The following is a 22882-nucleotide window of genomic DNA, read 5'->3' on the forward strand; positions in this document are numbered from 1 at the left end:
TCCGGCGTTCGGCCGGATATCACTCCCGGCCTGAGCGCCGGGCTGCTGACTTCTGAGCCTATTATCTACCAGCCTGTTCCCGCGAACCTAGCGCGTCATACAAAGCCCTGCGTCATACAAGCCCGGCGTCCTAGTATGAAGTGGTGAATTCGCAGATCCCCCCTCCCCGGCAGTTCCTTGAAGGCGCCCCCCTGGGCACGAGGGTGGTGGTGCGTTACAGGATAGCGGAGGGACTGACGGACGCACTGGGCGACCTGGTGGGGATCAACCAGGCGGAATGCACCGTGCGGACCCGGCGGACCGACGTCGTCATTCCGTTGGCCATGGTGGTGGCGGCGAAGCCGGTGCCGCCGGCACCGGCGCGGCGTGCCGCGCGTACCGCGCCCTGGCCCCAGCCCTAGCCGTACCGACCGGCTTGGCTACACTTTCCCTATGAACCGGCCGGAGCAGGGCCCTGATGCGGACGTTGCCGCCAAGGGCCGTGCCCTCAGCTCGCCGCTGCGGCTTCGGATCCTGCGGATGTGCCTGCACCAGTCCCGGACCAACAAGGAGATCGCCGAACTCCTCGGCCTCAACCCGGCGTCAAGCCTGCACCACGTCCGGACTCTCGTGCGGACCGGGTTCCTGGTACCTGAGGAGCGCCGGAAAGGCAAGAAGGGCGCCGTCGAGGTTCCCTACACGGCAAGCCGCACGTCCTGGCGTACGCCCGTCGACAACGTGGCTCCTATCCTGATCGAGACGTTCCTGCAGGAGACCAGGGATCTTCCGTCGGAAGACATCGAGGTGTGGCGCCTCGGGGTGAAATTCAACGCCGCCCGCCGGGAGGAAATGCTCGGCAAGCTGAGAGCGGTCATGGAAGAGTACGTCCGGCTCCCGGCCGACGACGACGGCGAGGCCACCTCGCTGATGATCGCCCACCACCGGGACCCCACAGCCGGTTGAGCCGGCGCTGACGAAACCGTCAGGCCGGCGGCCCCTGCCTCCGGTAGCGCCGGCACCACAGGAGCATGAGCACGGTTGTTCCCGCGATGCCGTAGATCCAGGTGTTCCCCGGAAGGTCACCGACGATGAGCCGTTTGCCGGGCTCCAGCATCGACAGCCAGCCCGCCAGGACATAGGCGAGGCCGCCGCACACCGCCGTCGGGATGACTGAGCGGAAGGCTGCCCCGAGGAGCAGCTGGACTGATCCGAGAAGGACCAACGCTGCCACTGCACCCCAGGGAAGCACGACGCCGGCCAGCATCCACTGCTGGCGGTGCAGGACCGTACCTGCCGTGGCAACAAAAAGAGCTGCCGGCACGGCGGCGGCAATGCCGCCTGCCATGCCGGCAGCTCTAGTGTTCACGAGAGTGATGACCCGAACGTGCCGGGATCAGACCTTGGCGCGGGCGCGGTTGGCCTTGGCACGTTCGTTGGTGTCCAGAATGACCTTGCGGATACGGATGGACTCCGGGGTGACCTCAACGCACTCGTCCTCGCGGGCGAATTCGAGGGACTCTTCGAGGGTCAGGTCGCGCGGCGGCGTCAGGTTCTCGAAGGTGTCGGAGGAGGCTGCACGCATGTTGGTGAGCTTCTTTTCCTTAGTGATGTTGACGTCCATGTCGTCCGCGCGGGAGTTCTCGCCGACGATCATGCCCTCGTAGACCTCTGAGGTGGGCTTCACGAAGAAGGAGCCGCGTTCCTGCAGGTTGATCATGGCGAATGGCGTTACCACACCGGCGCGATCGGCGATCATCGAACCGTTGGTACGGTACTCGATCGGACCGGCCCAGGGCTCGTAGCCCTCGGAGATGGAGGCCGCGATGCCGGCGCCACGGGTGTCCGTGAGGAACTTGGTGCGGAAACCGATCAGGCCACGGGCCGGAACGATGAACTCCATACGGCACCAGCCGGTGCCGTGGTTGGCCATGTTGGTCATGCGGCCCTTGCGGGCTGCCATGAGCTGCGTGACGGCGCCGAGGTACTCTTCCGGCACGTCGATGGTCATGTGCTCCATCGGCTCGTGGATCTTGCCGTCGATGGTCTTGGTGACCACCTGCGGCTTGCCGACCGTCAGCTCGAAGCCTTCGCGTCGCATCTGCTCAACGAGGATGGCGAGCGCGAGCTCGCCACGGCCCTGGACTTCCCAAGCGTCGGGACGCTCGGTGGGGAGAACCTTGATGGAGACGTTACCGATCAGTTCCTTGTCCAGGCGGTCCTTCACCTGGCGGGCCGTGACCTTGGCGCCCTTGACCTTGCCGGCCAGCGGCGAGGTGTTGATACCGATGGTCATGGAGATCGCGGGATCGTCCACGGTGATCAGGGGCAGCGGCTGCGGGTTCTCGGCGTCGGTCAGGGTCTCACCGATGGTGATTTCCTCGATGCCGGCGACGGCGACGATCTCACCCGGGCCTGCGGACTCGGTCGGAACGCGGTCCAGGGCCTTGGTGGCCAGCAGTTCGGTGATCTTGACGTTCTTCAGCTCACCGTTGGCGCGTGCCCAGGCCACGGTCTGGCCCTTGCGCAGCGTGCCGTTGTAGATGCGGAGCAGTGCCAGGCGGCCGAGGAACGGGGAGGCGTCCAGGTTGGTGACGTGCGCCTGCAGGACACCGTTCGGGTTGTACGTCGGCGCCGGGATGTGTTCGATGATGGTCTTGAACAGCGGCTCAAGGTCCTCGTTCTCCGGAGCCGTGCCGTCGGCCGGCTGCTCGAGGGAGGCGCGGCCAACCTTGGCGGCGGCGTAGACGACCGGGACTTCGAGGATCTTGTCCAGGTCCAGGTCAGGGACTTCGTCGGCAAGGTCGGACGCCAGGCCCAGGAGCAGGTCCATGGACTCGTGGACAACTTCTTCGATCCGCGCATCGGGGCGGTCGGTCTTGTTGACCAGCAGGATCACCGGCAGGTGCGCGGCGAGGGCCTTGCGGAGCACGAACCGGGTCTGGGGCAGGGGGCCCTCAGAAGCGTCGACGAGGAGCACAACGCCATCAACCATGGACAGGCCGCGCTCCACCTCGCCGCCGAAGTCGGCGTGGCCGGGGGTGTCGATCACGTTGATTGTGATGGTCTCGCCCTTGGAGGACGGTCCGTTGTAGGCCACTGTGGTGTTCTTGGCCAGGATGGTGATGCCCTTTTCGCGCTCCAGGTCACCGGAGTCCATGACGCGGTCTTCCAGGTGGTTGTGCTCGGCAAAGGAGTTGGTCTGCTTGAGCATGGCGTCGACCAGGGTGGTCTTGCCGTGGTCAACGTGGGCCACGATCGCGACGTTGCGCAGGTCACTGCGCGATGCAGTGGCTACCGCGGTGTTGGTGGTGGTTTCAGACATGCGTTATTGCTCGATTCAGTGGTGAAGTCAGCTGTGGTATCGCGACATTTCCAACCGGAACGCACGACGGACGAGACCCTTTGGCACAGGGCGCCTTCTACAAGTCTAAGCGCTAGGTCATTTATTGGCCTAAAAACCCCAAAACGGCGCCCTCGGGCCCCCGTTACCGAAGCGTCACTTTAATGGGATGAATAGTGCGTAAAGTTACTGGATATTCCCACTGCTATGCCGCATGATTGCGGAGGTAACAGCAAGCCCAGCCCGGAGACCATAGATGCGAATTGCCTCAGCATTGCCCCGCTTCATCGCACCTATGATCGCGGTCGGCGTTCTGGTGTCCGGCTGCGGCCAGGCATCACAGGTACCGGACACCGCCGCGGAATCGAAAGGTCCCGCTGCCAGCGCCGCGGCACAGCCGTCAACCGGAGCCGTTCCGCTTAAGTCTGCCTCCGTTCCCCGGAAGTCAGCCGCCGCACCGGTGGCTGCTGCGCCGGGTGAACCCGTGGCAGCTGGTTCAGCATCGAAGGCACAGCTCACCCCGGAACCTGACCCGGCTACCATGGCCCCCGGGTCCGTTTACAAGAACCCTGCGAACGGCCGCAATGAAGTCATCGTGGCCAACATCAGGCGGACCGCCGTCCTGATCGGGGATTCCCAGTCCGAGCCGGAATCCGGCTGGCCGCGCCAGGGCCTGGCCGCCATGGGCTACAACGTCTTCTTCTGCGGCCGCGGTGGCACCGGGTATGTTGCCTCGAACGGCAAGACCGGAAACTACATCGACGCCCTGCAGCGCGGAGACTGGCAGCTTCCCTACGGCTCCCCCGCGCTGGTTGTCATCGAAGGCGGTGGAAACGATGCTGCACGTGGGGCAACCGACGCCCAGATCGTGGCCAATGCCGAGCGCCTGATCGCGTCGCTCAAGCAGCGCTACCCTGGATCCAAGTTCGCCATGATCGGCACTTTGGCCCGCGGGGTCAACTACGGAGGCGGGCGCCGGTCACAGGTGGATACACTGCTCAGCACCGTCGCGGCCAAGCACACCATCCCCTTCATCAGCGTTGGAGACTGGCTGACCAGATACAACCTGGCCAAGGAACTGGCGGACGGCGTGCACATGAACAGCGTCGGACACAAGGCACTGGGCACGATTCTGGCCGCACGGCTGAAGGAACTGGGCCTTGAAGCCCCGGCTCAGCCAGCCACATCGGCGCTGCCGGTTGGCTAGGGCGGCGTCCCGCCCTTGAGCTCACGTCTTCACGACGCAAGCGAACAAAGTAGGAGCCGGTATCCACCCAGCGGGGCGGCTACCGGCTCCTTCTTTATGCAACTGGCTTTGTGCAGATGGGCGAATGCTTAGGCGACGGCTTGCTTAGGCAACCTCGGGGGGCAGCATGAGCCGCGCCCCCGGAATGGCGTTGAGCAGTGCCTTCGTGTAGTCCATCTGCGGCGCGTCGAAGACGTCATCCGTTGAACCGGTTTCAACCAGCTTGCCCTTTTCCATCACGCAGACGTGGTCGGCAATCTGCCGGACCACGGCGAGGTCGTGCGTGATAAAGAGGTAGGTCAGGCCCAGCCTGGACTGGAGCTCAGCGAGCAGGTTCAGCACCTGCGCCTGGACCAGCACGTCGAGGGCGGAGACCGCCTCGTCGCAGATGATCACTTCCGGATCGAGTGCCAGTGCACGGGCAATGGCAACACGCTGTCGCTGACCGCCGGACAATTCATTCGGGTACCGCTGCATGGTGGACTGCGGCAGTGCCACCTGGTCCAGAAGCTCGCGGACTTTCTTCTCGCGGCTTGCCTTGTCCCCGATCTTGTGGGTGCGCAGCGGTTCCTCGATAGTCCGGAAGATGTTGTACATCGGGTCGAGGGAACTGTACGGATCCTGGAAGATCGGCTGCACGCGGCGGCGGAACGCGAAGATCTCCTTGTTGTTGAGCGTGGACGTATCCACGCCGTCGAACACGATCTTGCCCGACGTCGGCTGCAGGAGGTTAAGCACCATCTGCGCCACAGTGGACTTGCCGGAACCCGACTCCCCCACAATCGCCGTCGTCGTCCCGCGTTTGACGCTGAACGAGACGTCGTCCACGGCGGTGAAGTCGGTGGACTTACCGAAGCCGGAACGGAGCTTGAACACCTTGCGGAGGTTCTGGATCTGGAGCACAGCCTCAGGCTGGGTGGGCTCGACAACCACGGCATCGGTGGGGGCAAGCAGCTCATCGGATTCGACTCCGAGCTCCTTGGCCACCTGGATGCGGCGTGAAGCGAGAGACGGCGCCGAGGCAACCAGGCGCTGCGTGTACGGGTGCTGCGGGTTCTGCAGCAGCTCCAGCGACGGACCCGACTCCACCACCTGGCCCCGGTACATCACCACCACCTTGTCCGCCCGTTCGGCGGCGAGGCCGAGATCGTGCGTAATCAGCAGTACGGCCGTCCCGAGTTCGGTGGTCATCTTGTCCAGGTGGTCCAGGATCTGCCGCTGCACGGTCACGTCCAGGGCCGACGTCGGCTCATCGGCGATCAGCAGGCGCGGCTGGCAGGAGAGGCCAATCGCGATCAGGGCACGCTGACGCATGCCACCGGAAAACTCGTGCGGGTACTGCTTCGCGCGCCGCGCCGCATCGGGCAGCCCTGCTTCGGAAAGCACCTTCGCGACGTCGTCGGGTCCGCTGGGCAGCCCGTTCGCCTTCAGTGTTTCGCGGACCTGGTAACCGATCTTCCAGACAGGGTTGAGGTTGGACATCGGGTCCTGAGGCACCATTCCGATGCTGTTGCCGCGCAATTCGATCATGCGCTTCTCGGAGGCGTGGGCAATGTCCTCACCGTCAAAGAAGACCTGCCCGGCCGCCACCCGGCCGTTTCCTGGAAGCAGGCCGATGGCGGCAAGCGCCGTCGTCGACTTGCCCGAACCAGACTCGCCGACGATGGCAACCGTCTCACCGGGCATCACCGTGAGGTGGGCGTTCCGGACGGCGTTGACCTCGCCGTTGCTGGTGCTGAAATTGATCGCCAGATCCTTGATTTCAAGGAGCGGGCGTTCGGCAATGATGCCGGCTTCGTGGATTTCGACAGAGGCGTTCATGGCGTCCCCTTTCATCGCTTGCGCGCTTTGGGATCGAGCGCATCACGCAGGGCGTCGCCCAGCATGATGAAGCTCAGGACGGTGATGGACAGCGCGATGGCCGGGTAGAGCAGCGGCATCGGGTTGGAGCGCAGGGACGCCTGCGCGGCCTGGATGTCGTTTCCCCAGGACATGACGCTCGGCGGGAGGCCGATGCCGAGGAAGGACAATGTGGATTCGGCCACGATGAAGGTGCCGAGCGAAATGGTGGCCACCACGATGATCGGGGCAAGCGAGTTCGGCATCACGTGGCGCATGAGTGCCCCGAACTTGGAAACACCGAGCGACCGGGCAGCGGTCACGAAGTCGGCGTTGCGGACTTCGATCACGGCGCCGCGGGTGATGCGGGCGATCTGCGGCCAGCCGAAAGTGACCAGGATCAGCACGAGCGTCCACGCCGTGCGGTTGGCCCGGAATACCGGCAGCTGCATCATCACAATGGCGCCAAGGATCAGCGGCAGTGCGAAGAAGATGTCGTTGATACGGGCCAGGATGGAGTCCACCCACCCCCCGTAATAGCCGGCGAGCGCCCCCATGATGCCCCCTATCAGGAGAACCCCAATGGTGGTGAAAAGGCCCACTGTCACCGAGGAGCGGGTGCCGAAGATGACGCGCGCGTACACGTCGCAGCCCTGCTGGGTGAAGCCGAGCGGGTGTCCTGCCGCGGGTCCGGCGTCGGAATTGGCCAGCTGGCAGGCCTCTGAGGCCGGGTCAATACCGGAAAAGAGCGAGGGAAAAAGTGACACAGCGACGACGACAAGGATCAGGAACGCGGAGATCAGGAAGAGCGGCTGCCTGCGCAGGTTCTTCCAGGCCTCTCCCCAAAGGCTTAGCGGGGCCTGGTCCTCTTTGACCTTGTCGGTTGTCTGCAGCGGGGTTTCTGCAAAGTCTGCGACGAAGTGCTCTATGTGTCGCTTTGCCGGCGTGGCAGTGAGCTGTGATGATGCGATGTTCTCAGGCGTCATAGCGGATCCTTGGGTCAAGCCAGGCGTACAGCAGGTCTACAAGCAGGTTGGATACGACGTAGATCAGCACGAGCACCGTGACGATCGAGACCACGGTGGGGCCTTCACCCTGCGTAACGGCGCGGTAGAGCCGGTTGCCGACGCCGGGCACGTTGAAGATTCCCTCGGTGACGATGGCTCCGCCCATCAGGGCGCCCAGATCGGCGCCGAGGAAGGTGATCACCGGGATCAGCGAGTTGCGGAGGATGTGCACGCGGACAACGCGAAAGCGGGACAGCCCCTTGGCGGTAGCGGTGCGAACATAGTCGGCATTCATATTTTCGATGACGCTGGTCCGGGTAAGGCGCAGGACGTAGGCGAACGAGCCCAGACCGAGGACGATCGCTGGCAGGATAAGGTCCTGGACGGTCGCGGCCGAACTGACGGTGGGCTTGGCCCAGCCAAGCTGGACACCGATGGTGAACTGCAGCAGGAAGCCGAGGACGAAGATCGGGATGCCGATCACGACCAGGGAGGCGATGAGGACGGTTGCGTCGAAGAACTTGCCTTTCCGGAGTCCCGCAATCAGGCCGAAGATGATGCCAAAGACGGCTTCGAAGATCAGCGCCATGACGGCCAGCCGGGCCGTGACAGGGAAGACTTCACCCAGCACAGTGGCGATCGGCCGACCGGAGAAGTCCTGGCCCAGGTCGAAGGTGAAGATCCCCTTGAGGTAGAGCAGGTACTGGATCCAGAACGGCTGGTCCAGGTGGTACTGGGCACGCAGCTGGGCCGCCACGGCCTCATTGACAGGTTTGTCGCCGAAAAGGGCCACGATGGGGTCACCAGGCAGGCTGAAGACCAGGAAGTAGACCAGCAGCGTAGCGCCCAGGAAAACCGGGATCAGCTGCAGGAAACGCTTGAGGATGTAAGTCGCCATCAGCGAATGACACCCCCGTCAGCAGGCATCCTGTGCAAGGATGCGGCGGAGTTGTTCATCAAAGAACCTTTTCACTATGGGTGCAGCCATCGCCGGTGCGGTCACGGAGGCCCGGCTGCAAAGTACACCGGCCGTGGCTGGTGCTTAGAAATTGGGGGTGGGGGCAAGACAATGGCGGGGGCCCAGTCCAGGCAGCCCCCGCCGTTGTTCAGTTGTTACTTGCCAGTGATGTTGTAGTACAGCGGGACGCCGTCCCACCCGTAGTCAACGTTGGTGACCTTGTCGCTCCAGCCGCCCTGTGCAACCTGGTACCACAGGGGGATGGCCGGAAGGTCGGCCAGGAGGATTTCCTGGGCCTTGTTCATGGCCTTGTTGCCTTCGCTGACGGAGGAAGCGGCAAGGCCTTCAGAGATGGCCTTGTCGAACGTCGGGTTGGCGTACTTGGCGTCGTTAGAGCCTGCACCGGTCTTGTAGATCGGTCCGAGGAAGTTGTACAGCGACGGGTAATCCGCCTGCCAGCCGGCGCGGATGGAGCCGGTCAGCGTCTTGGCGGTGGCGTCGTTGCGGGCTTCCTTGAAGGTGGCGTACGGCTTGCCCTCAACCTTGATGCCGAGCGTGTTCTTGAGCTGGTTCACTACGGCTTCGACCCAGGCCTTGTGTCCGCCCTTGTCGGCGTTGTAGGCAATAGTGAAGGTCTCGTTGGAGTCCCACTTCTGGATGGCGTCGGCCTTGGCCCAGGCTTCTTTTGCCTTCGTGGCGTCGAACGTCAGGTTCTCGGAACCCGTGATCGAGTCGCTGTAGCCGTCAAGGACGGGAGCAGTGAAGTCCTTGGCGGGCTGGCGTGCACCGCTGAAGATCACCTTGGTGATCTCTTCCCGGTTGATGGCCATGGAGATGGCCTGGCGACGAAGCTTGCCTGCCTCACCGCTCCATTCCGGCAGGTATTCCGGGATGGCAATGGTCTGGTTGCCGGCGTACGGCTTGTTGATGGTGCGGTCACCCAGGTCGGTCTTGAAGTTCTTCAAGGCACTGGTGGGGATAGTCTGCAGGATGTCCAGGTTGTTGGACAGCAGGTCCTGGTACGCGGCGTCGTCGTTCTGGAAGATCTTGAAGGTCACGCCGGCGTTCTTGGCCTTGCGCGGGCCGTTGTAGTCCGGGTTCGGCACGAGCTGGATCTGCACGTTGTGCTGCCAACCGCCGTCCGCCAGCTTGTACGGGCCGTTGCCGACCGGCTTCTCGCCGAAGCCCTTCGGGTCCTTCAGCGCGCCGGAGGGAACCGGAACGAAGGCGGTGTAGCCGAGTCGAAGCGGCCAGTCGGATTCGGGCTGCTTCAGTTCAACCGTGAACGTCTGGTCGTCAACGACCTTGAGGCCGGACATGGTCTCCACGGTGGAACCTTCTGCACTGGCCTCGTCGTAGCCGGCAATGCTTTCAAAGAAGCCCCCGCTCAGCTGGGCATTCTTGGCAGCAGCCCCGAAGTTCCAGGAATCGACGAATGACTTGGCCGTGATGGCCTCGCCGTTCGTGAACTTCTGGTCCTTCTTGATCTTGATGGTGAAGTGCTGGCCGTCTTTGCCTTCAATGGACTCGGCCAGTTCGTTGACGGGCTTGCCGCTGGGGTCATAGCTGACAAGGCCGGCGAAGATCATGTCGATGACCTTGCCGCCGCCGACCTCGTTGGTGTCGGCCGGCATGAGGGGACGCTGGGGCTCGGAGCCGTCGGCCAGGATTACTTTGCTGGTGTCGCCACCGGTACTGCCGCTACCGGTGGTGGAGCCGTCTCCGGCTCCGCATCCGGTCAGGGCCAGGGCCGCGATGGCAACCATGCCCAGTGCTTTGGAAGTGCGCGAAAAACGCATTCCGCCTCCTATGAGTTGTGGGAGTTGAGTAGGGAAGTCTTGTGCTTCCCCGCAGGCCGGGCACAGAGATGTACTGTGACGTGGCATACATAAGTGAGAAGCCTAACCTCAAAATGTCCAAATATTGGAACTCTGTTGCCAAACTGTAACCGGGTCACAATTTGACCACTAGCGTCAACACTGGCGCATTTCAAGTCACATGTTACTCACTGGTATGCTACCCCTGATGTGACGGACGCTACTCCACTCCACTCGCCAGCAGCTGTGCCCGCAACTCCCTCCGCTCACGCTGTTTTTCGGGGTCGGGAAGGGGCACCGCGGCGAGCAGCCGCTGGGTGTAGGGCTCCTGCGGATTGCGCAGGATCTGGTCCCGGGTGCCCTGCTCGACGATCCTGCCCCGCTGCATCACACAGATCCGGTCGGCCAATACGTCGACCACTGCCAGGTCGTGGGTCACGAACAGGCAGGCGAAGCCGAGGTCCTTTTGGAGGTTTTGGAACAGTTCAAGCACTTTGGCCTGCACAGAGACGTCAAGAGCCGACGTCGGCTCATCCGCCACCATCAGCTTCGGCTTGAGCGAAAGCGCCCGGGCAATGCCCACGCGCTGCTTTTGCCCGCCGGACAGTTCATGCGGGTACCGGTTGCGATAACTCCTCGGCAGCTCAACCTGGTCAAGCAGTGCCTCGATCCGCTTCTGCAGCCCGCTTCCCTTGGCTTCCCCGGCTAGGAACATCGGTTCGCCGATGCTCTCGCCGATCGGAAGACGCGGGTTCAGCGACGACGACGGGTCCTGGAACACCATCCCGATGTGCCGCCGGACCTGGTGCAGCTGTTTGCCGTTTTTCTTGGCGGCGGAAATGTCCTGGCCCACCACCCGCATGGTGCCGGCGGCGACCGGAAGCAGCCCCACGGCCGCCCGCCCGATGGTGGTCTTGCCCGAACCTGATTCGCCGACCAGCCCGACCACCTGGCCCGGGTAGATCACGAGGCTTGCGCCTTCGACGGCCCTGAAGGCGGGCACACGGCCCTGCTTGGGGTACTCGATCGCCACATCGGTCAGTTCAAGGACCGGCTCGCCCTGGGGCCGTTCGGCGGCCGCAGCAGCAGCAAGCGCCGCAGCGTTCTCGCGTTCGCGCCTGACCAGTTCGGCGTGGTCCACCGATTCCAGTTCGGCATGGGTCGCGGCAGCCAGTGCGGCAGTGACGTCCACCCCTTCGCCCGGCTCCGCACCTCCTTGGCCGAGGTGCGGCACGGCCGCCAGCAGTGCCTGGGTGTACTCATGCCGGGGGTTGCGGAAGATCTGCTCGGCCGTTCCGGTCTCAACAATCAGCCCCTGCCGCATCACGGCGATCCGGTCGGCAAGGTCCGCCACCACCCCCATGTCATGGGTAATCAGCACAATGGCGCTGTCCAGCTTGTTCCGCAGGTTGCGCATGAGGTCAAGGATTTCGGCCTGGACCGTCACGTCCAGGGCCGTGGTGGGCTCGTCGGCAATCAGGAGTTTGGGGTCGCAGGACAGTGACTGCGCGATCATGGCCCGTTGCCGCTGGCCGCCGGACAGCTGGTGCGGGTAGGACCTGAAGGCCTTCTCCGGATCCGGGAGCTCCACCAGTTCCAGCATCCGCAGGGCACGCTCCTTGGCCTGCTCAGGTGAAACTTCGTTGTGGAGCCGCACCGTCTCCACGATCTGCGCCCCCACGGTGTACACGGGGTTGAGGGCGGTCATCGGCTCCTGGAAGATCACGGCGACATCCTTGCCGCGGACCTCGCGTATGTTGGCTGCGTTGGCTCCGAGCAGTTCCTTACCGGAGAGCCGGACGCTGCCGGACACCCGGCTGTTGCTGGGCAGGAGGCCCAGGAGGGCCATGGAACTGGCGCTCTTGCCGGAACCGGACTCCCCCACGATGGCCAGGACTTCGCCTGCCCTGACCTCGTAGTTCAGGCCGATGGCCGCGGGCACCCACTTCTTGTCCACGCCGAAGTCGACGCTGAGATCGCGGACCTCAAGGACAACTGCGCCTTTGGCGGGATCCTGAGCCGGGGCGGTGTCCTGGTTCGGGGTGATGTTGTCAGTCATGACGCGTTCCCTTCCGCCCAAGCCACGACTGCACGGAGATTAGTGCTGTGGCCTGGAATCCTGAATTATTAGGGGCATGAGCAGTGTGCCGCACGCCGGAAATGTTGAAGTCTTCAAAGCCCGCACCAACAAGTGGTTCGCCTGGCTGTCCTGGCTGGTCGCAGCACTTGGCCTTGCAGTGACTGCGGCGGCCGGAGGGCCGGCCGCGCTTCTGGGCACAGGCCCGCTGCTGCTGATCGGCTTTCTGGGCTGGCTGCTGTTCTGGATGCCCGCTGTAGTGATTCACGACGGCGGCATCACGCTGGAGAATCCGTTCCGCTCCGTTGAAGTCCCATGGAGCGCGCTCGTGAACGTCGACACCCGGTACGCACTGACGCTGGTCACGCCCGCACGGAACTATGTCTCGTGGGCTGCGCCTGCTCCGGGCATCTGGGGCGGGCGCAACGCCCGTCCCGAGGATCTCAAGGGTCTTCCTTCCGCGACCTACGGACCGGGAAAGTCCGTGCGTCCCGGGGACCTGAAGACCACCGATTCCGGCCAGGCAGCCCGGCTGGTTCGCGGGCGCTGGGAAGAGCTGGTCGAGACGGGCGCCCTGGATGCGGGAAAGGCCGAATCGACGGCTGTCAGGGTGACCTTCCGCTGGACGGCCGTAGCCGCCACTGCCGTGCTCCTGGCGGCCAGCTACTGGGGCGTGGCAGTTCCGTAGGGCGGATGCCCGGACAGGGCGCATTCAGTCGCCCGCTGACCCGTCGGCTGCTGCAGCCGGGGCATTCGGCGCCCCAGCAGGCTTCACGTCCTTGGCCTTCTTGGCGTTGAACTTCTTCTGCCTCGGATCGAACGCATCGCGAAGTCCGTCGCCAATGAAGTTGATGCTGAGGCAGATCAGGACAATGAAGAGGCCTGGGAACCAGAACAGCCATGGCCGGGTGGCAAATGCTTCCTGATTTTGTGAGATAAGCAGGCCCAGTGAAGTGTCCGGTGATTTCACACCGACGCCGAGGTAGCTCAGGGCTGTTTCCAGCAGGATGGCAGCGGACATGGTCAGGGTCACGTTAACGATCAGCACACCGATGGCATTGGGCAGGATGTGCTTGAAGATGATCCGTGAATTGCTGGCTCCCGAGATGCGTGCCGCATCGACAAACTCCCGTTCACGCAGGGTGAGGAACTCCCCGCGCATCAGCCGGGCGAGGCCAACCCAGCTGACGAGGCCCAGGAAGATTCCCAGGATCAGGATTCCGTTGCTGGCCGCGAAACCCGAGAACCAGCCTCCCTGGTCCCGGCGGTTGACGCTCTGGGCGACAACGGCGGCGAGCAGCAGCACGGGGATGATAATGATGACATCGGTGATCCGCATCAGCACGGCCTCGACCCACCCGCGGAAATAGCCCGACAGGCCACCCACCACGGTGCCGAGCAGGCCGGCGATGGTCCCGATGAGGAGCATGATGATGATGGACTGCTGGGCTCCACGCATGGTCATGGCGAAGAGGTCGCGTCCGATCCGGTCCTGGCCGAACGGGTGTTCGCCCCAGGCCGGCGGCCACAGGGACGCGGTCGGAACGCCGTCATTGACGAGTGGTGAGACATCCAGGTGGTTGTATTTCCACCAGCCCGGAATCCCGGCCCAGCCCACTGACGTGAACGCCATCAGGAAGATGATGGCAAAAATGAACAGGCCCGCGATGGCTCCGCTGTGGCCCAGGAACCGCTTACGGACTATTTGTCCCTGGCTGAGCCCCTTCGCGTCCGGCTCCAGGGACGCACCAGGCGGCCTGGGGTGTGAGTGCTCGGCGAGGAATTCTTCCTGCTGGGTTGGCTGGCTCATGCCTTAATCCTTACGCGGGGATCGAGTGCGGAATACGCAAGGTCTGCGATCAGGTTGAACACCATCGCGGTCACTGCCACGCAAACGAATACGCCCATGACGGGGTTGGGGTCCGTATGCATGATGCCGTCCAGGAAGAGGAACCCCATGCCCCGGACGGAGAACACGGTCTCCGTGATGACGGCCCCGCCTATGAGCGCCCCGATATCAAAAGCAACGATGGTGGCAATGGGAATCAGTGCGTTGCGGAACGCGTGCCCCATCACCACGGACCTTTCGGAGAGGCCCTTGGCACGGGCTGTCCTGATGTAGTCCATGTTCATGATCTCCAGCATGGACGACCGGGTGAACCGCGTGTAGCTTGCCAGCGAAACGAGGATGAGGGCCATGGTCGGAAGAATCAGGTGGGTGAAGGTGTCCAGTGTCAGGATCCAGAAGTCGCCCTGAATGTTGGGGGTGCCTGCACCGATGGTGGCGATCGGCCTGCCCCGGACCCTGCTGTTGCTGAAGTAGCTGGGCCAGGCCTGCATGAAGCGGTCCATGAGCACCAGACCGCCCACCAGGAAGGAAGTGATGCCGGCGGCGCGCATTGACTGGCCCCGGTCGTAGCCGCCCATCAGGTAGCCCACGGCTACGCCCACGCCGATTGTCGCGATTCCCAGCAGGACGATCATGATGGCCGTCGCCTGGTTCAGGAGCGGCTGGACCGCGAAGTAGGCCACCACTCCAAGTGCCACAACGATCAGCGACGCCTGCAGGGCCTTCCGGTTCTTGAGCCCCGCTACCAGGAGGGTGACGGCGAACGCCAGGCCCACCCCGGCAATCGCTATGACCACTGGTCCAAGACCGGGGTTCCGGAACCATTGGACAACGGAGAAATAGACCAGGATGAGGCTGACCGCGAGGAACACGGTACCGCCTGAAACGATGCGGCGGCGGGCGGCCCCGCCGACGGCAACGGCAACGATCAGGCCGGCGACGGCACCGATCCCGAGTGCCACCGGGAGCGGAATCTCAGGATTGCGGAGAAAGTCGTTGAAGCCGATGGCCCCGTATTCCTTCAACAGCACCGCAACCCAGAAAATAGGGAGCGAGAAGAAGAGGAAGGCCATGAACGTCACGCCGTAGTCCAGTGCACTGTACTGCCGAAGCGCCGTGATGATGCCCAGGGCAATGCCGATAAGGATTGCCAGAATCGTGGCGCCGGTGACAAGTGTCAGGGTTTGCACCAGCGCAAATCCGAGCGCATCGGTAATCGGCTGTCCGGCGATGTTCTTTCCAAGGTCGCAGGAGCTGCCGAAAGGGACCAGGCACCTGGCTGCTCCGCTGAGCCATTTGAAGTACCTGAGGGGTGCCGGGGTATCCAGGTCAAGGAGTTGGCTGCGCGAGTCCATGAGCTGTTGTTTGTTCGGAGCGCTGCTGGCGCGGAACTCCTCCAGCGGATCCCCTGACGACGCTGTCAGGAGATACACGAGGAATGATGCCCCGAGAAGTATGAGTGCGGCCGTAATCAGTCGCCGGACGATGTACGTCACCATGGTGCAAAGCCTCGATATCCGGGCCGGGATCTGACCGGGCCCATCGCAGAATCAGTCCGGCTTTCCGATTGAGGTGGGCGGAAAGCCGGCGAGTGCCGGTGGTGCCGGAGAAGGCGCCGGGACGTTGGTGCATTTGTCCCGGCGCCTTCACCTGCTGTTGCTCGCTGAGCGGGGCTTTACTTCTCAGCCCACTCCCAGAAGTTCCACCAAACACCGGTCTGGTTCGGCATGAACTTCACGCCCGTGATCCGGTCGCTGTAGGCGTCCACTCCGACGGACTGGAAGAGCGGAAGGCCGTAAGCGGATTCCCAGATCTTCTTGTCAATCTCCTTGCTCAGCTCATCCTGCTTGCTGCGGTCCGTGGTGACGATCAGCTCGTCCATCAGCTTGTCGGCTTCCGGATCGCTGAACTGGTTGAAGTTGGATCCGTTGCCGGTGCGGAAGATCTGCGGGACGCCGGAAACGCCGACACCGGGGTTGATCCAGCCGAAGATGGTGGCGTCGTAGCTGCCGTCGCCGAGGGCCTTGCCCCAGTCAGACTTGCCCAGGCCGCCGTCAACGATCTTGAAGCCGGCCTTGGTGGCCGACTCGCGGATCAGGGAGAAAGCGTCAACGCGGTTGGGGTTGTCCTTGTTGTACATGATGCGGATCTCAGGCGTCTTGCCGGCGAGGAGCGCCTTGGCACCGTCGATGTCCACGTCCTGGTAAGCGGAAGAACCGTTGTTCTTGACCGAATCAGCGTAGGCCGCTTGGGCCGGAACGAATAGCTGCGAGTCCAGCGGCTTGGCCTCCGGGTCAAGCTTCTTCACGATCTTGTCCACAATGTCCTTGCGCGGAACGGTCTTCATGAACGCCTCACGGACGCTCTTTTCGGCCAGCGGACCCGAGTAGTTCAGGTCGATGTGGTCGTAGGAGAGCTGGTTGCCCTGTTCCACGGTGACTCCCTGGCTTTCAAGCGCCTTGAGCTGCTCGATGGTATCTGCCGAGGCCTGCGGCGCAATGATGTCCGCTTCGCCGTTCTTGAGTGCCTGCACCTGCGCCGGAGCGGAACCGATGTAGCGGACCGTGATTTCGTCCAGGCTGGCCTCCGGGCCCCAGTTGTAGTCCTTGTTGCGGACCATGGTCAGGGACTGGTCCTGGGTGACGCTCTTGACGATGTACGGGCCGTTGGAGAGGAAGAGGCTCGGATCGGACGGCAGAGTCTTGGTGTCAAAACCGGTGTTCCAAAGATCCGCCATGGCCTTCAGCTTCTCATCGGCCGGCTTCGGGGCCTTCGGATCGCCCTTCGGCTTTTCCTTCAGGTAGTCCACCAGCGCCTTGGCGTCGGTCAGTCCGGCTTTCTTGGCCAGGACGTGGGCTGCGATGTCGATCCCGGGACCGCCAAGGATGGTTTCCCAGTCGGCGAAAGGCTTGGAGTACTTGATGGTCATGGAACGGTTGCCGTCGCCCAGCTCCGGGAAGTCAGTGAGCTTGAGTCCGGTGGGATCACCCGCGTAGGAGAAGTAGGACGTGCCGGTCTTCGCTTCCGAGTCCGCATCGTCGTAGTAACCCGAGAAAGCAGCCCACTGCAGCAGGAGGTCGGCTGCCGTCACCGGAGTGCCGTCGGACCATTTGACTCCCTCGTTGATGGTGTACTTCACCGTCAGGGGGTCATCGGAAGTCTTTTCCATCTTGCCGAACTTTTCGTTGCGAACAACGTTCAGCTGGTTATCGATGTAGTAGAAACCCGAGTGGGTGGCGTAGCTGATCTTCGAGTTGATGTCAGTGTTGCCGTCGGCAGTGTTGGGGTTGAACGTGTTGAACGCGTTCACTTCAACCACAGTGGCTGAACCACCCTGTTTGCCGGCAGTAGCGCTTGACGGGGTTGTCCCGCCGCTGTTGCCGGCGCAGGCGCTGAGAGCTAGCGCAGCAGCAGCCGCGACGCCTATCGCTTTGGAAATACGACCTAAGCGCATTCCGCCTCCTATGTTTCTGTGGTGTTGAAAAGACCGCCGCTGTAGGCGCCGGCCAGACCGCCCATTCCCCCAGTGAGAATGTGGCTAGCCTCACATGAGCAGTAGCCTAGACCCGAAAAGAATGCGCATGGGACCAAAGTTGCCCGTGAGTAAAGGTTGTTACCGAGCTGCAACAATGGACAGGCAGAGCCGTTTCAATTCCTAGAGAAGGCGGGAGCGGAAAACCAGCCCGCGGGCGGGTCCAATCACAACGAAAGCCCCGATTCTGTGGAATCGGGGCCTTTACCGTTAATGCTCAATCACTGACTTCTGGGTGCTGCTACTACATGTTGAAGCGGAGCTCCACACGTTCCGTCACGGAATTCCCTTTGCTCAGCGGTCGCAGGCCGTAAGCCTATTCTCTTCGTTCGGTACCACATTCCCGTTCCGACGGGGTCACAAGGACTGGATCAGTGTCAGGACACCTGCCAGTGTCACCCAGGCCAGGCCGCGAGACGCAACGGCCGGCCGGCGTCGTCGAATCTGGCCCCGGCGCCCCTGGCGGCGCTTGAGGAAAGTGTGCCGTGGATGAGCTGGGCGAGCTCACTGATATCAGCCTCCGGGAAATGGTATTCCGCCATCCCGGGCGGTACGTCGAACGCTTCACTCGTAGATGGTCGGGATGGCCGGTTCACCGGGCTGCAGCCGGTCCACGACCCGGGGCAGCTCCGCCATGGAGGCCGTGTGCCGCTCCCGCGCCCGCCTCACCGCGTCCGGCCCGGTCCAGCCGGGCAGGAGTTCGCCGTCCATCATGAATTGCTGCAGGAGCGGTCGGCCGTTCTTGCCGACCGCTGGGGGATGCTCCACGCCCAGGACCTCATGGGTGGCCGTGCCGCGGTCATCCAGGCGGCGCACCGCGAACTTGCGGCCGCCTACGTTGATCTTGTCCTTGGAAGTCTTCGCGACGGCAACGAGCCCGCCGGACACGCCGGCCCGGCTCACCAGCTTGTAGACCATGCCGGCGGTCGGCGCCCCGGAACCCGTCACCAGCGATGTGCCGATCCCGTAGGAATCGGCCGGCGCTGCCCGCAGCGCGGCGACGGAGAACTCGTCCAGGTCCGAGGTCACCACGATCCTGGTGTGCACATTGCCAAGGCTGTCCAGAAGTTCGCGGACCCAGCGTGCCTGCGCCACGAGGTCTCCAGAGTCGAGCCGGATGGCCCCGAGCTTGTCGCCGGCGAGGTCGACGGCGGTGCGGACAGCCGCTTCGACGTCGTACGTGTCCACGAGCAGGGTGGTGCCTGGCCCCAGCGAGGCTAGTTGCGCCGCGAAGGCGTCGCGCTCGGAGTCGTGGACCAGCGTGAAGGAGTGGGCCGCGGTGCCGACGGTCTGAAGGCCGTAGCGCCGGCCGGCGGCCAGGTTGGACGTGCCGGAAAAGCCCGCGATCACGGCCGCGCGGGCCGCCGCCGCGGCGGCTTCCTCATGCGTGCGGCGGGAACCCATCTCAATGCAGGGCCTGTCGCCGGCGGCGCTGGTCATTCGGGACGCGGCCGAGGCGATGGCGCTGTCGTGGTTCAGCACCGACAGGACGTAGGTCTCCAGGACGCAGGCCTCGGCGAAGGTCGATTCCACGATCAAGACGGGGGAGTGCGGAAAGTAGGCCTCGCCCTCCGGGTAGCCCCAGATGTCACCGGAGAACCGGAAGGCGGACAGGTGTTCCAGCGTGTCCTGATTAACCACCCCGGTGCCGGCCAGGAAATCGAGGTCGTCCTGGTCAAAGCGGAAGTCCACGATGCCTTCAAGGAGTCGGCCGGTGCCGGCCACGATCCCGTACCGGCGCCCGGCCGGGAGCCCGCGGGCAAAGGCCTGGAAGACGGACCGGCGGTGTGCGGCCCCGGATTGGAGCGCCGCCTGGAACATGGTCAGCTCATAGTGATCAGTAAACAGTGAGGTCCGGGATCCGTCCGGTCCGGCCGAAGTGTCCATGATTCACTCTAGGGCGGGGCGGACCGGAAAAGGAGGCCGCCCGGGCCGGCGTTGGGACGAACTCAGACTGCAGCCGTCGGGGCCGCAGGCGCCCGCGGCCGCGTGCACTCGGGGTCCGGGGCCCGAAGGCGTGGACCCCTCCCCCGGACCACGAACTCCGCAGACAGGTGCGGGGGGAACCGACAACCGGTACGGCGTGCCCCCAAAATTATGCGGGCCGCACCGGAGCACCGCATCCGGCCACCACGATTTGACCTGGAAAACGGCCGAAAATATGGTTTCAATACGGCGCCCCGATGTTTCCCTGAAAAGAACATTGGGGCTTTCCACGCCCGGGCCCAGGACCCCCGCTCACCGGATGGGCAGGAACCCTTCGGATCCAGGCCTCGATCCGCGGCGCCGGTTCAGCCTCGAGCCATGCCCCATCGGCTGCGTCCGGGTCGCGTCAAGGGCAGCGGCGAGCCGGGCCGCAGCGCCGGCACGCAGGGCTGTCTGCGGCCCTGTGCGGTCCTGGCTGGTGCAGTCCGCCAGGGCAGCGGTGACTTCAGCGACCAGTCCGGGGACCGGCCGGACCGGTAACCGGCACAGGCGGAGACCTCGGGACGATTCAGCGCACCGGTGACCAGCTCAGCGACCTCCGTCCCGCGCGCCATGCCGAGCTTCATCAGCATCGACGCGACCATATTCTTCACGGTCTTTTCCGCAAGAAACATCTCCCGGCTGATCTGGCGGTGGCTCCAACCTCTGGCCAGACCGAGGGCGACGGAGGCTTCCCGGTTCGACAGACGCAGGAGCGTCTCCTCCGGACGGTCAGCTCCCCCGACACCTGACCCAAAAGCCCTGGAAGGAACCGACTGCTGTAAGCGGTCTGTCCGGCCGGTACCCGGCGGACTCAGCTGAGATGCTCGCTGCTGTCATCCAGCTTGGACAAGCAACCCCACGCACTGGCCAGGACAGAGTCAATCAGCAGGACTCGTCGTCGTCGCCGGTCATCAGAACACAGCGAAATAGGAGGGTCCGCCGCGGCGACGGCCCGGCACACATCCACACCGGAACCGTCCGGAAGATCATCATCAAGAACCGCCATCACCGGCCGTAGAGCAGGAATCCGCCGGGACGCCTCCCGCGCTGACCCGGGCTCCCCCGCCTTGAGCCCCCTCGGACGCACCGGGTTTCGGGTCAGCCATCATTGCTGTTCCGATCTGTCGCCGCCTTTGACTCGAAGGCGCTGTTAGCGAATCGCTGAAGCGGGCCCTACACCGCTGCGGGATGAACCTCGCCCAAGCCCACCAGCCTCTCCCGCTTGACGCTCACGCGGCCCACGACCGGGCGTGTCCTCACACCAGACCCCAACATTTTGGCTGCGTTGGGGAGGGATGCGAGATGATGCCCCAGGCACATTGGACCCTCGGCGGGCTGGGGCCTGGTGCACTGCAAGGACCTTCGCCCCTATCAAGAAACTCATACAAGCGATTAACTGGGTCTAGACCATGCGCGAAAGAGGAGACGGATAATGGGAGCATGCGATGTTTGCGGTAGCCCCGACGGAAAGACGTTCACCGTCTCCATGGGCAACCAGACTGGAACTTTCGACAGCTTCGAATGCGCCATACATATGATGGCGCCGGCGTGTGAAAACTGCGGCTGCCGGATCGTGGGGCATCCGGTCGACAGTGAATCGGGCGTGTACTGCTGCATCCACTGCGCCAAGGAAGCAGGAAACCCGCACAAGCCCGCCAAGGCGGAAGCTTCCGGCCTCGCCGTTCCGGCGCAAGGCCCATCCTCCGCCCGCTAAGTCCGTCCATTTCTCAACGGCCCGGACAGCGGGTCTCACGCCCCTCCGACGCAGATGTCCACTCCGCAAGGGCGGACGAGACCGCTACAGCGGCAAGCACGGCAAAACGCGACATGCTGACTGCTGCGGGGGATTGGCCGCGCCCGGGCCGGCCCGCTCACATCCGCTCGATCGAGGGGATGGGCATTGAGGTGGCCCGGCACAAGCTTGAGGCTCGCCGCCTCATCGGGTACGTGCCACAGCAACTCTCCGGCATTCCCCTGTAACCCAAGAAATGGCTGGGCTTCCTGGCGCTCGACGGTGTCGCGCCCGGCGAACCACTCGAACAGTGGCCGGTCATTCCTTAGTCCGCAAATGCCGGCGGCGTCCTTCTGACCAGGAAAAGGCTCGCAAAAAAGCACATAGCCGCCAAGAGCACGTGTTCTTGGCGGCTATCGCAAAAGGTCTCACAGGGGGATCAGGAACTACACATTGAACCTAAATTCAACCACGTCGCCGTCGGCCATGACATATTCCTTGCCTTCGATGCGGACTTTGCCGCGGGCCTTTGCCTCGGCCATGGAACCGGCCTCCATGAGGTCGTCGAAGGAGACGACTTCGGCCTTGATGAAGCCGCGCTGGAAGTCGGAGTGGATCACACCGGCGGCTTGCGGTGCCGTGTCGCCCTGGTGGATGGTCCAGGCGCGTGTCTCTTTGGGTCCTGCCGTCAGGTAGGTCTGCAGCCCGAGGGTGTGGAAGCCGACGCGCGCCAGCTGGTCAAGGCCCGATTCGTCCTGGCCGTTCATTTCCAGCATCTCGCGGGCTTCTTCCTCATCCAGTTCCACGAGGTCGGATTCCAGCTTTGCGTCGAGGAAGACGGCGTCCGCCGGGGCAACCATGGCCCGCAGTTCTTCCTGCTTCTCGGGGTTGCCGAGGATTCCTTCGTCAGCATTGAAGACGTAGATGAAGGGCTTGGCGGTCAGGAGGCTGAGCTCCTTGAGGTGTTCCATCTCGAGTTTGTCGCTCTTGACCGATGAGAAGATCGTGTCGCCTCGTTCGAGTACGGCCTGCGCCGCCTTGATGGCAGCAAGCTCGGCGGCTTCGCGCTTCTTGATCTTGACTTCTTTTTCGATCCGCGGAATGGCATTTTCGATGGTCTGAAGGTCGGCCAGGATCAGTTCGGTGTTGATCGTCTCCATGTCCGAGCGGGGATCCACCTTGCCGTCGACGTGGATGACGTCGGGATCATCGAACACGCGGACAACCTGGGCAATGGCCTCGGCCTCACGGATGTTGGCGAGGAACTTGTTGCCCAGGCCTTCGCCCTCCGACGCACCCTTGACGATCCCGGCGATGTCGACGAACGACACCGGAGCAGGCAGTAGGCGCTGGGATCCGAAAACGGCGGCCAGCTTGGCGAGCCGCGGGTCCGGCAGGTTGACCACACCGACGTTCGGCTCGATCGTGGCGAACGGGTAGTTCGCCGCGAGCACCTGGTTGCGGGTCAGTGCGTTGAAAAGAGTTGATTTGCCGACGTTGGGCAGTCCGACGATGCCAATAGTAAGAGCCACGAGCAC

General features: G+C 63.7%; 17 protein-coding genes. 4 read left to right on the plus strand and 13 right to left on the minus strand.

From position 1 onward, the window contains the following. The first annotated feature begins 143 nt into the window (after window positions 1–143). Both JOE41_RS04075 and JOE41_RS04080 read left to right on the plus strand, forming a co-directional pair. Complete coding sequence (locus JOE41_RS04075) at window positions 144–401, plus strand: hypothetical protein (RefSeq protein ID WP_232223521.1); 258 nt, start codon at window positions 144–146, stop codon at window positions 399–401. A gap of 31 nt (window positions 402–432) precedes the next feature. After that, window positions 433–942, plus strand: a complete 510-nt coding sequence (locus JOE41_RS04080) for a transcriptional regulator (RefSeq protein WP_209751020.1) — start codon at window positions 433–435, stop codon at window positions 940–942. Between the two features lie 19 nt (window positions 943–961). Here JOE41_RS04080 and JOE41_RS04085 read toward each other — a convergent pair whose 3' ends face one another. Then, window positions 962–1324, minus strand: a complete 363-nt coding sequence (locus tag JOE41_RS04085) for a hypothetical protein (protein WP_043429921.1) — start codon at window positions 1322–1324, stop codon at window positions 962–964. Window positions 1325–1372: 48 nt separating this feature from the next. Continuing rightward, on the minus strand, window positions 1373–3301 hold the full coding sequence (typA, locus tag JOE41_RS04090) for a translational GTPase TypA (RefSeq protein WP_011692656.1): 1929 nt from the start codon (window positions 3299–3301) through the stop codon (window positions 1373–1375). A 274-nt stretch (window positions 3302–3575) separates the two neighbouring features. On the opposite strand from typA, the gene JOE41_RS04095 reads away from it, so the two are divergent. Then, a complete protein-coding gene (locus tag JOE41_RS04095; protein ID WP_209751022.1) occupies window positions 3576–4526 on the plus strand; it encodes an SGNH/GDSL hydrolase family protein in 951 nt (316 codons plus the stop codon). 144 nt (window positions 4527–4670) lie between these two features. Here the strand turns inward: JOE41_RS04095 and JOE41_RS04100 are convergent, their stop codons facing one another. The 5 genes from JOE41_RS04100 to JOE41_RS04120 form a co-directional block, all read right to left on the minus strand. Beyond that, window positions 4671–6386, minus strand: a complete 1716-nt coding sequence (locus JOE41_RS04100; RefSeq protein ID WP_209751024.1) for an ABC transporter ATP-binding protein — start codon at window positions 6384–6386, stop codon at window positions 4671–4673. Window positions 6387–6397: 11 nt separating this feature from the next. After that, complete coding sequence (locus tag JOE41_RS04105) at window positions 6398–7390, minus strand: ABC transporter permease (protein ID WP_011692659.1); 993 nt, start codon at window positions 7388–7390, stop codon at window positions 6398–6400. Continuing rightward, window positions 7380–8309, minus strand: coding sequence for an ABC transporter permease (locus JOE41_RS04110; protein WP_011692660.1), 930 nt, complete (start codon window positions 8307–8309; stop codon window positions 7380–7382). The genes JOE41_RS04105 and JOE41_RS04110 overlap by 11 nt, the downstream gene beginning before the upstream one ends. Before the next feature lie 215 nt (window positions 8310–8524). Next, window positions 8525–10168, minus strand: a complete 1644-nt coding sequence (locus JOE41_RS04115; protein WP_011692661.1) for an ABC transporter substrate-binding protein — start codon at window positions 10166–10168, stop codon at window positions 8525–8527. A 238-nt stretch (window positions 10169–10406) separates the two neighbouring features. Then, window positions 10407–12245, minus strand: a complete 1839-nt coding sequence (locus JOE41_RS04120; RefSeq protein WP_043429924.1) for an ABC transporter ATP-binding protein — start codon at window positions 12243–12245, stop codon at window positions 10407–10409. 76 nt (window positions 12246–12321) lie between these two features. On the opposite strand from JOE41_RS04120, the gene JOE41_RS04125 reads away from it, so the two are divergent. Next, on the plus strand, window positions 12322–12951 hold the full coding sequence (locus tag JOE41_RS04125) for a PH domain-containing protein (protein ID WP_043429926.1): 630 nt from the start codon (window positions 12322–12324) through the stop codon (window positions 12949–12951). Between the two features lie 24 nt (window positions 12952–12975). Here the strand turns inward: JOE41_RS04125 and JOE41_RS04130 are convergent, their stop codons facing one another. The 6 genes from JOE41_RS04130 to ychF form a co-directional block, all read right to left on the minus strand. Next, complete coding sequence (locus JOE41_RS04130) at window positions 12976–14073, minus strand: ABC transporter permease (protein ID WP_011692664.1); 1098 nt, start codon at window positions 14071–14073, stop codon at window positions 12976–12978. Further along, the gene (locus JOE41_RS04135) at window positions 14070–15611 is read right to left on the minus strand and encodes an ABC transporter permease (RefSeq protein WP_011692665.1); all 1542 of its coding nucleotides are present in this window, start codon (window positions 15609–15611) and stop codon (window positions 14070–14072) included. The genes JOE41_RS04130 and JOE41_RS04135 overlap by 4 nt, the downstream gene beginning before the upstream one ends. 176 nt (window positions 15612–15787) lie before the next feature. Then, entirely contained in the window at window positions 15788–17566 is a 1779-nt protein-coding gene (locus tag JOE41_RS04140; RefSeq protein WP_209751026.1) for an ABC transporter family substrate-binding protein, read from the minus strand. Window positions 17567–18208: 642 nt separating this feature from the next. Further along, entirely contained in the window at window positions 18209–19531 is a 1323-nt protein-coding gene (locus JOE41_RS04145; protein ID WP_209751028.1) for a nicotinate phosphoribosyltransferase, read from the minus strand. Between the two features lie 404 nt (window positions 19532–19935). After that, entirely contained in the window at window positions 19936–20427 is a 492-nt protein-coding gene (locus JOE41_RS21210) for a LuxR C-terminal-related transcriptional regulator (RefSeq protein WP_209753535.1), read from the minus strand. A 1363-nt stretch (window positions 20428–21790) separates the two neighbouring features. Beyond that, window positions 21791–22876: a redox-regulated ATPase YchF gene (ychF, locus tag JOE41_RS04155; protein ID WP_043430854.1), complete on the minus strand. Its 1086-nt coding sequence runs from the start codon at window positions 22874–22876 to the stop codon at window positions 21791–21793. Window positions 22877–22882 lie beyond the last annotated feature (6 nt).

Source organism: Arthrobacter sp. PvP103 (assembly GCF_017833075.1).
Lineage (GTDB): Bacteria > Actinomycetota > Actinomycetes > Actinomycetales > Micrococcaceae > Arthrobacter.

Excerpts from the sequence above, each read along its gene's own strand:
- JOE41_RS04080 (WP_209751020.1), top strand. The coding sequence starts at position 433 with ATGAACCGGCCGGAGCAGGGCCCTGATGCGGACGTTGCCGCCAAGGGC.
- JOE41_RS04085 (WP_043429921.1), bottom strand. The coding sequence starts at position 1,324 with ATGGCAGGCGGCATTGCCGCCGCCGTGCCGGCAGCTCTTTTTGTTGCC.
- typA (WP_011692656.1), bottom strand. The coding sequence starts at position 3,301 with ATGTCTGAAACCACCACCAACACCGCGGTAGCCACTGCATCGCGCAGT.
- JOE41_RS04095 (WP_209751022.1), top strand. The coding sequence starts at position 3,576 with ATGCGAATTGCCTCAGCATTGCCCCGCTTCATCGCACCTATGATCGCG.
- JOE41_RS04100 (WP_209751024.1), bottom strand. The coding sequence starts at position 6,386 with ATGAACGCCTCTGTCGAAATCCACGAAGCCGGCATCATTGCCGAACGC.
- JOE41_RS04105 (WP_011692659.1), bottom strand. The coding sequence starts at position 7,390 with ATGACGCCTGAGAACATCGCATCATCACAGCTCACTGCCACGCCGGCA.
- JOE41_RS04110 (WP_011692660.1), bottom strand. The coding sequence starts at position 8,309 with ATGGCGACTTACATCCTCAAGCGTTTCCTGCAGCTGATCCCGGTTTTC.
- JOE41_RS04115 (WP_011692661.1), bottom strand. The coding sequence starts at position 10,168 with ATGCGTTTTTCGCGCACTTCCAAAGCACTGGGCATGGTTGCCATCGCG.
- JOE41_RS04120 (WP_043429924.1), bottom strand. The coding sequence starts at position 12,245 with ATGACTGACAACATCACCCCGAACCAGGACACCGCCCCGGCTCAGGAT.
- JOE41_RS04125 (WP_043429926.1), top strand. The coding sequence starts at position 12,322 with ATGAGCAGTGTGCCGCACGCCGGAAATGTTGAAGTCTTCAAAGCCCGC.
- JOE41_RS04130 (WP_011692664.1), bottom strand. The coding sequence starts at position 14,073 with ATGAGCCAGCCAACCCAGCAGGAAGAATTCCTCGCCGAGCACTCACAC.
- JOE41_RS04135 (WP_011692665.1), bottom strand. The coding sequence starts at position 15,611 with ATGGTGACGTACATCGTCCGGCGACTGATTACGGCCGCACTCATACTT.
- JOE41_RS04140 (WP_209751026.1), bottom strand. The coding sequence starts at position 17,566 with ATGCGCTTAGGTCGTATTTCCAAAGCGATAGGCGTCGCGGCTGCTGCT.
- JOE41_RS04145 (WP_209751028.1), bottom strand. The coding sequence starts at position 19,531 with ATGGACACTTCGGCCGGACCGGACGGATCCCGGACCTCACTGTTTACT.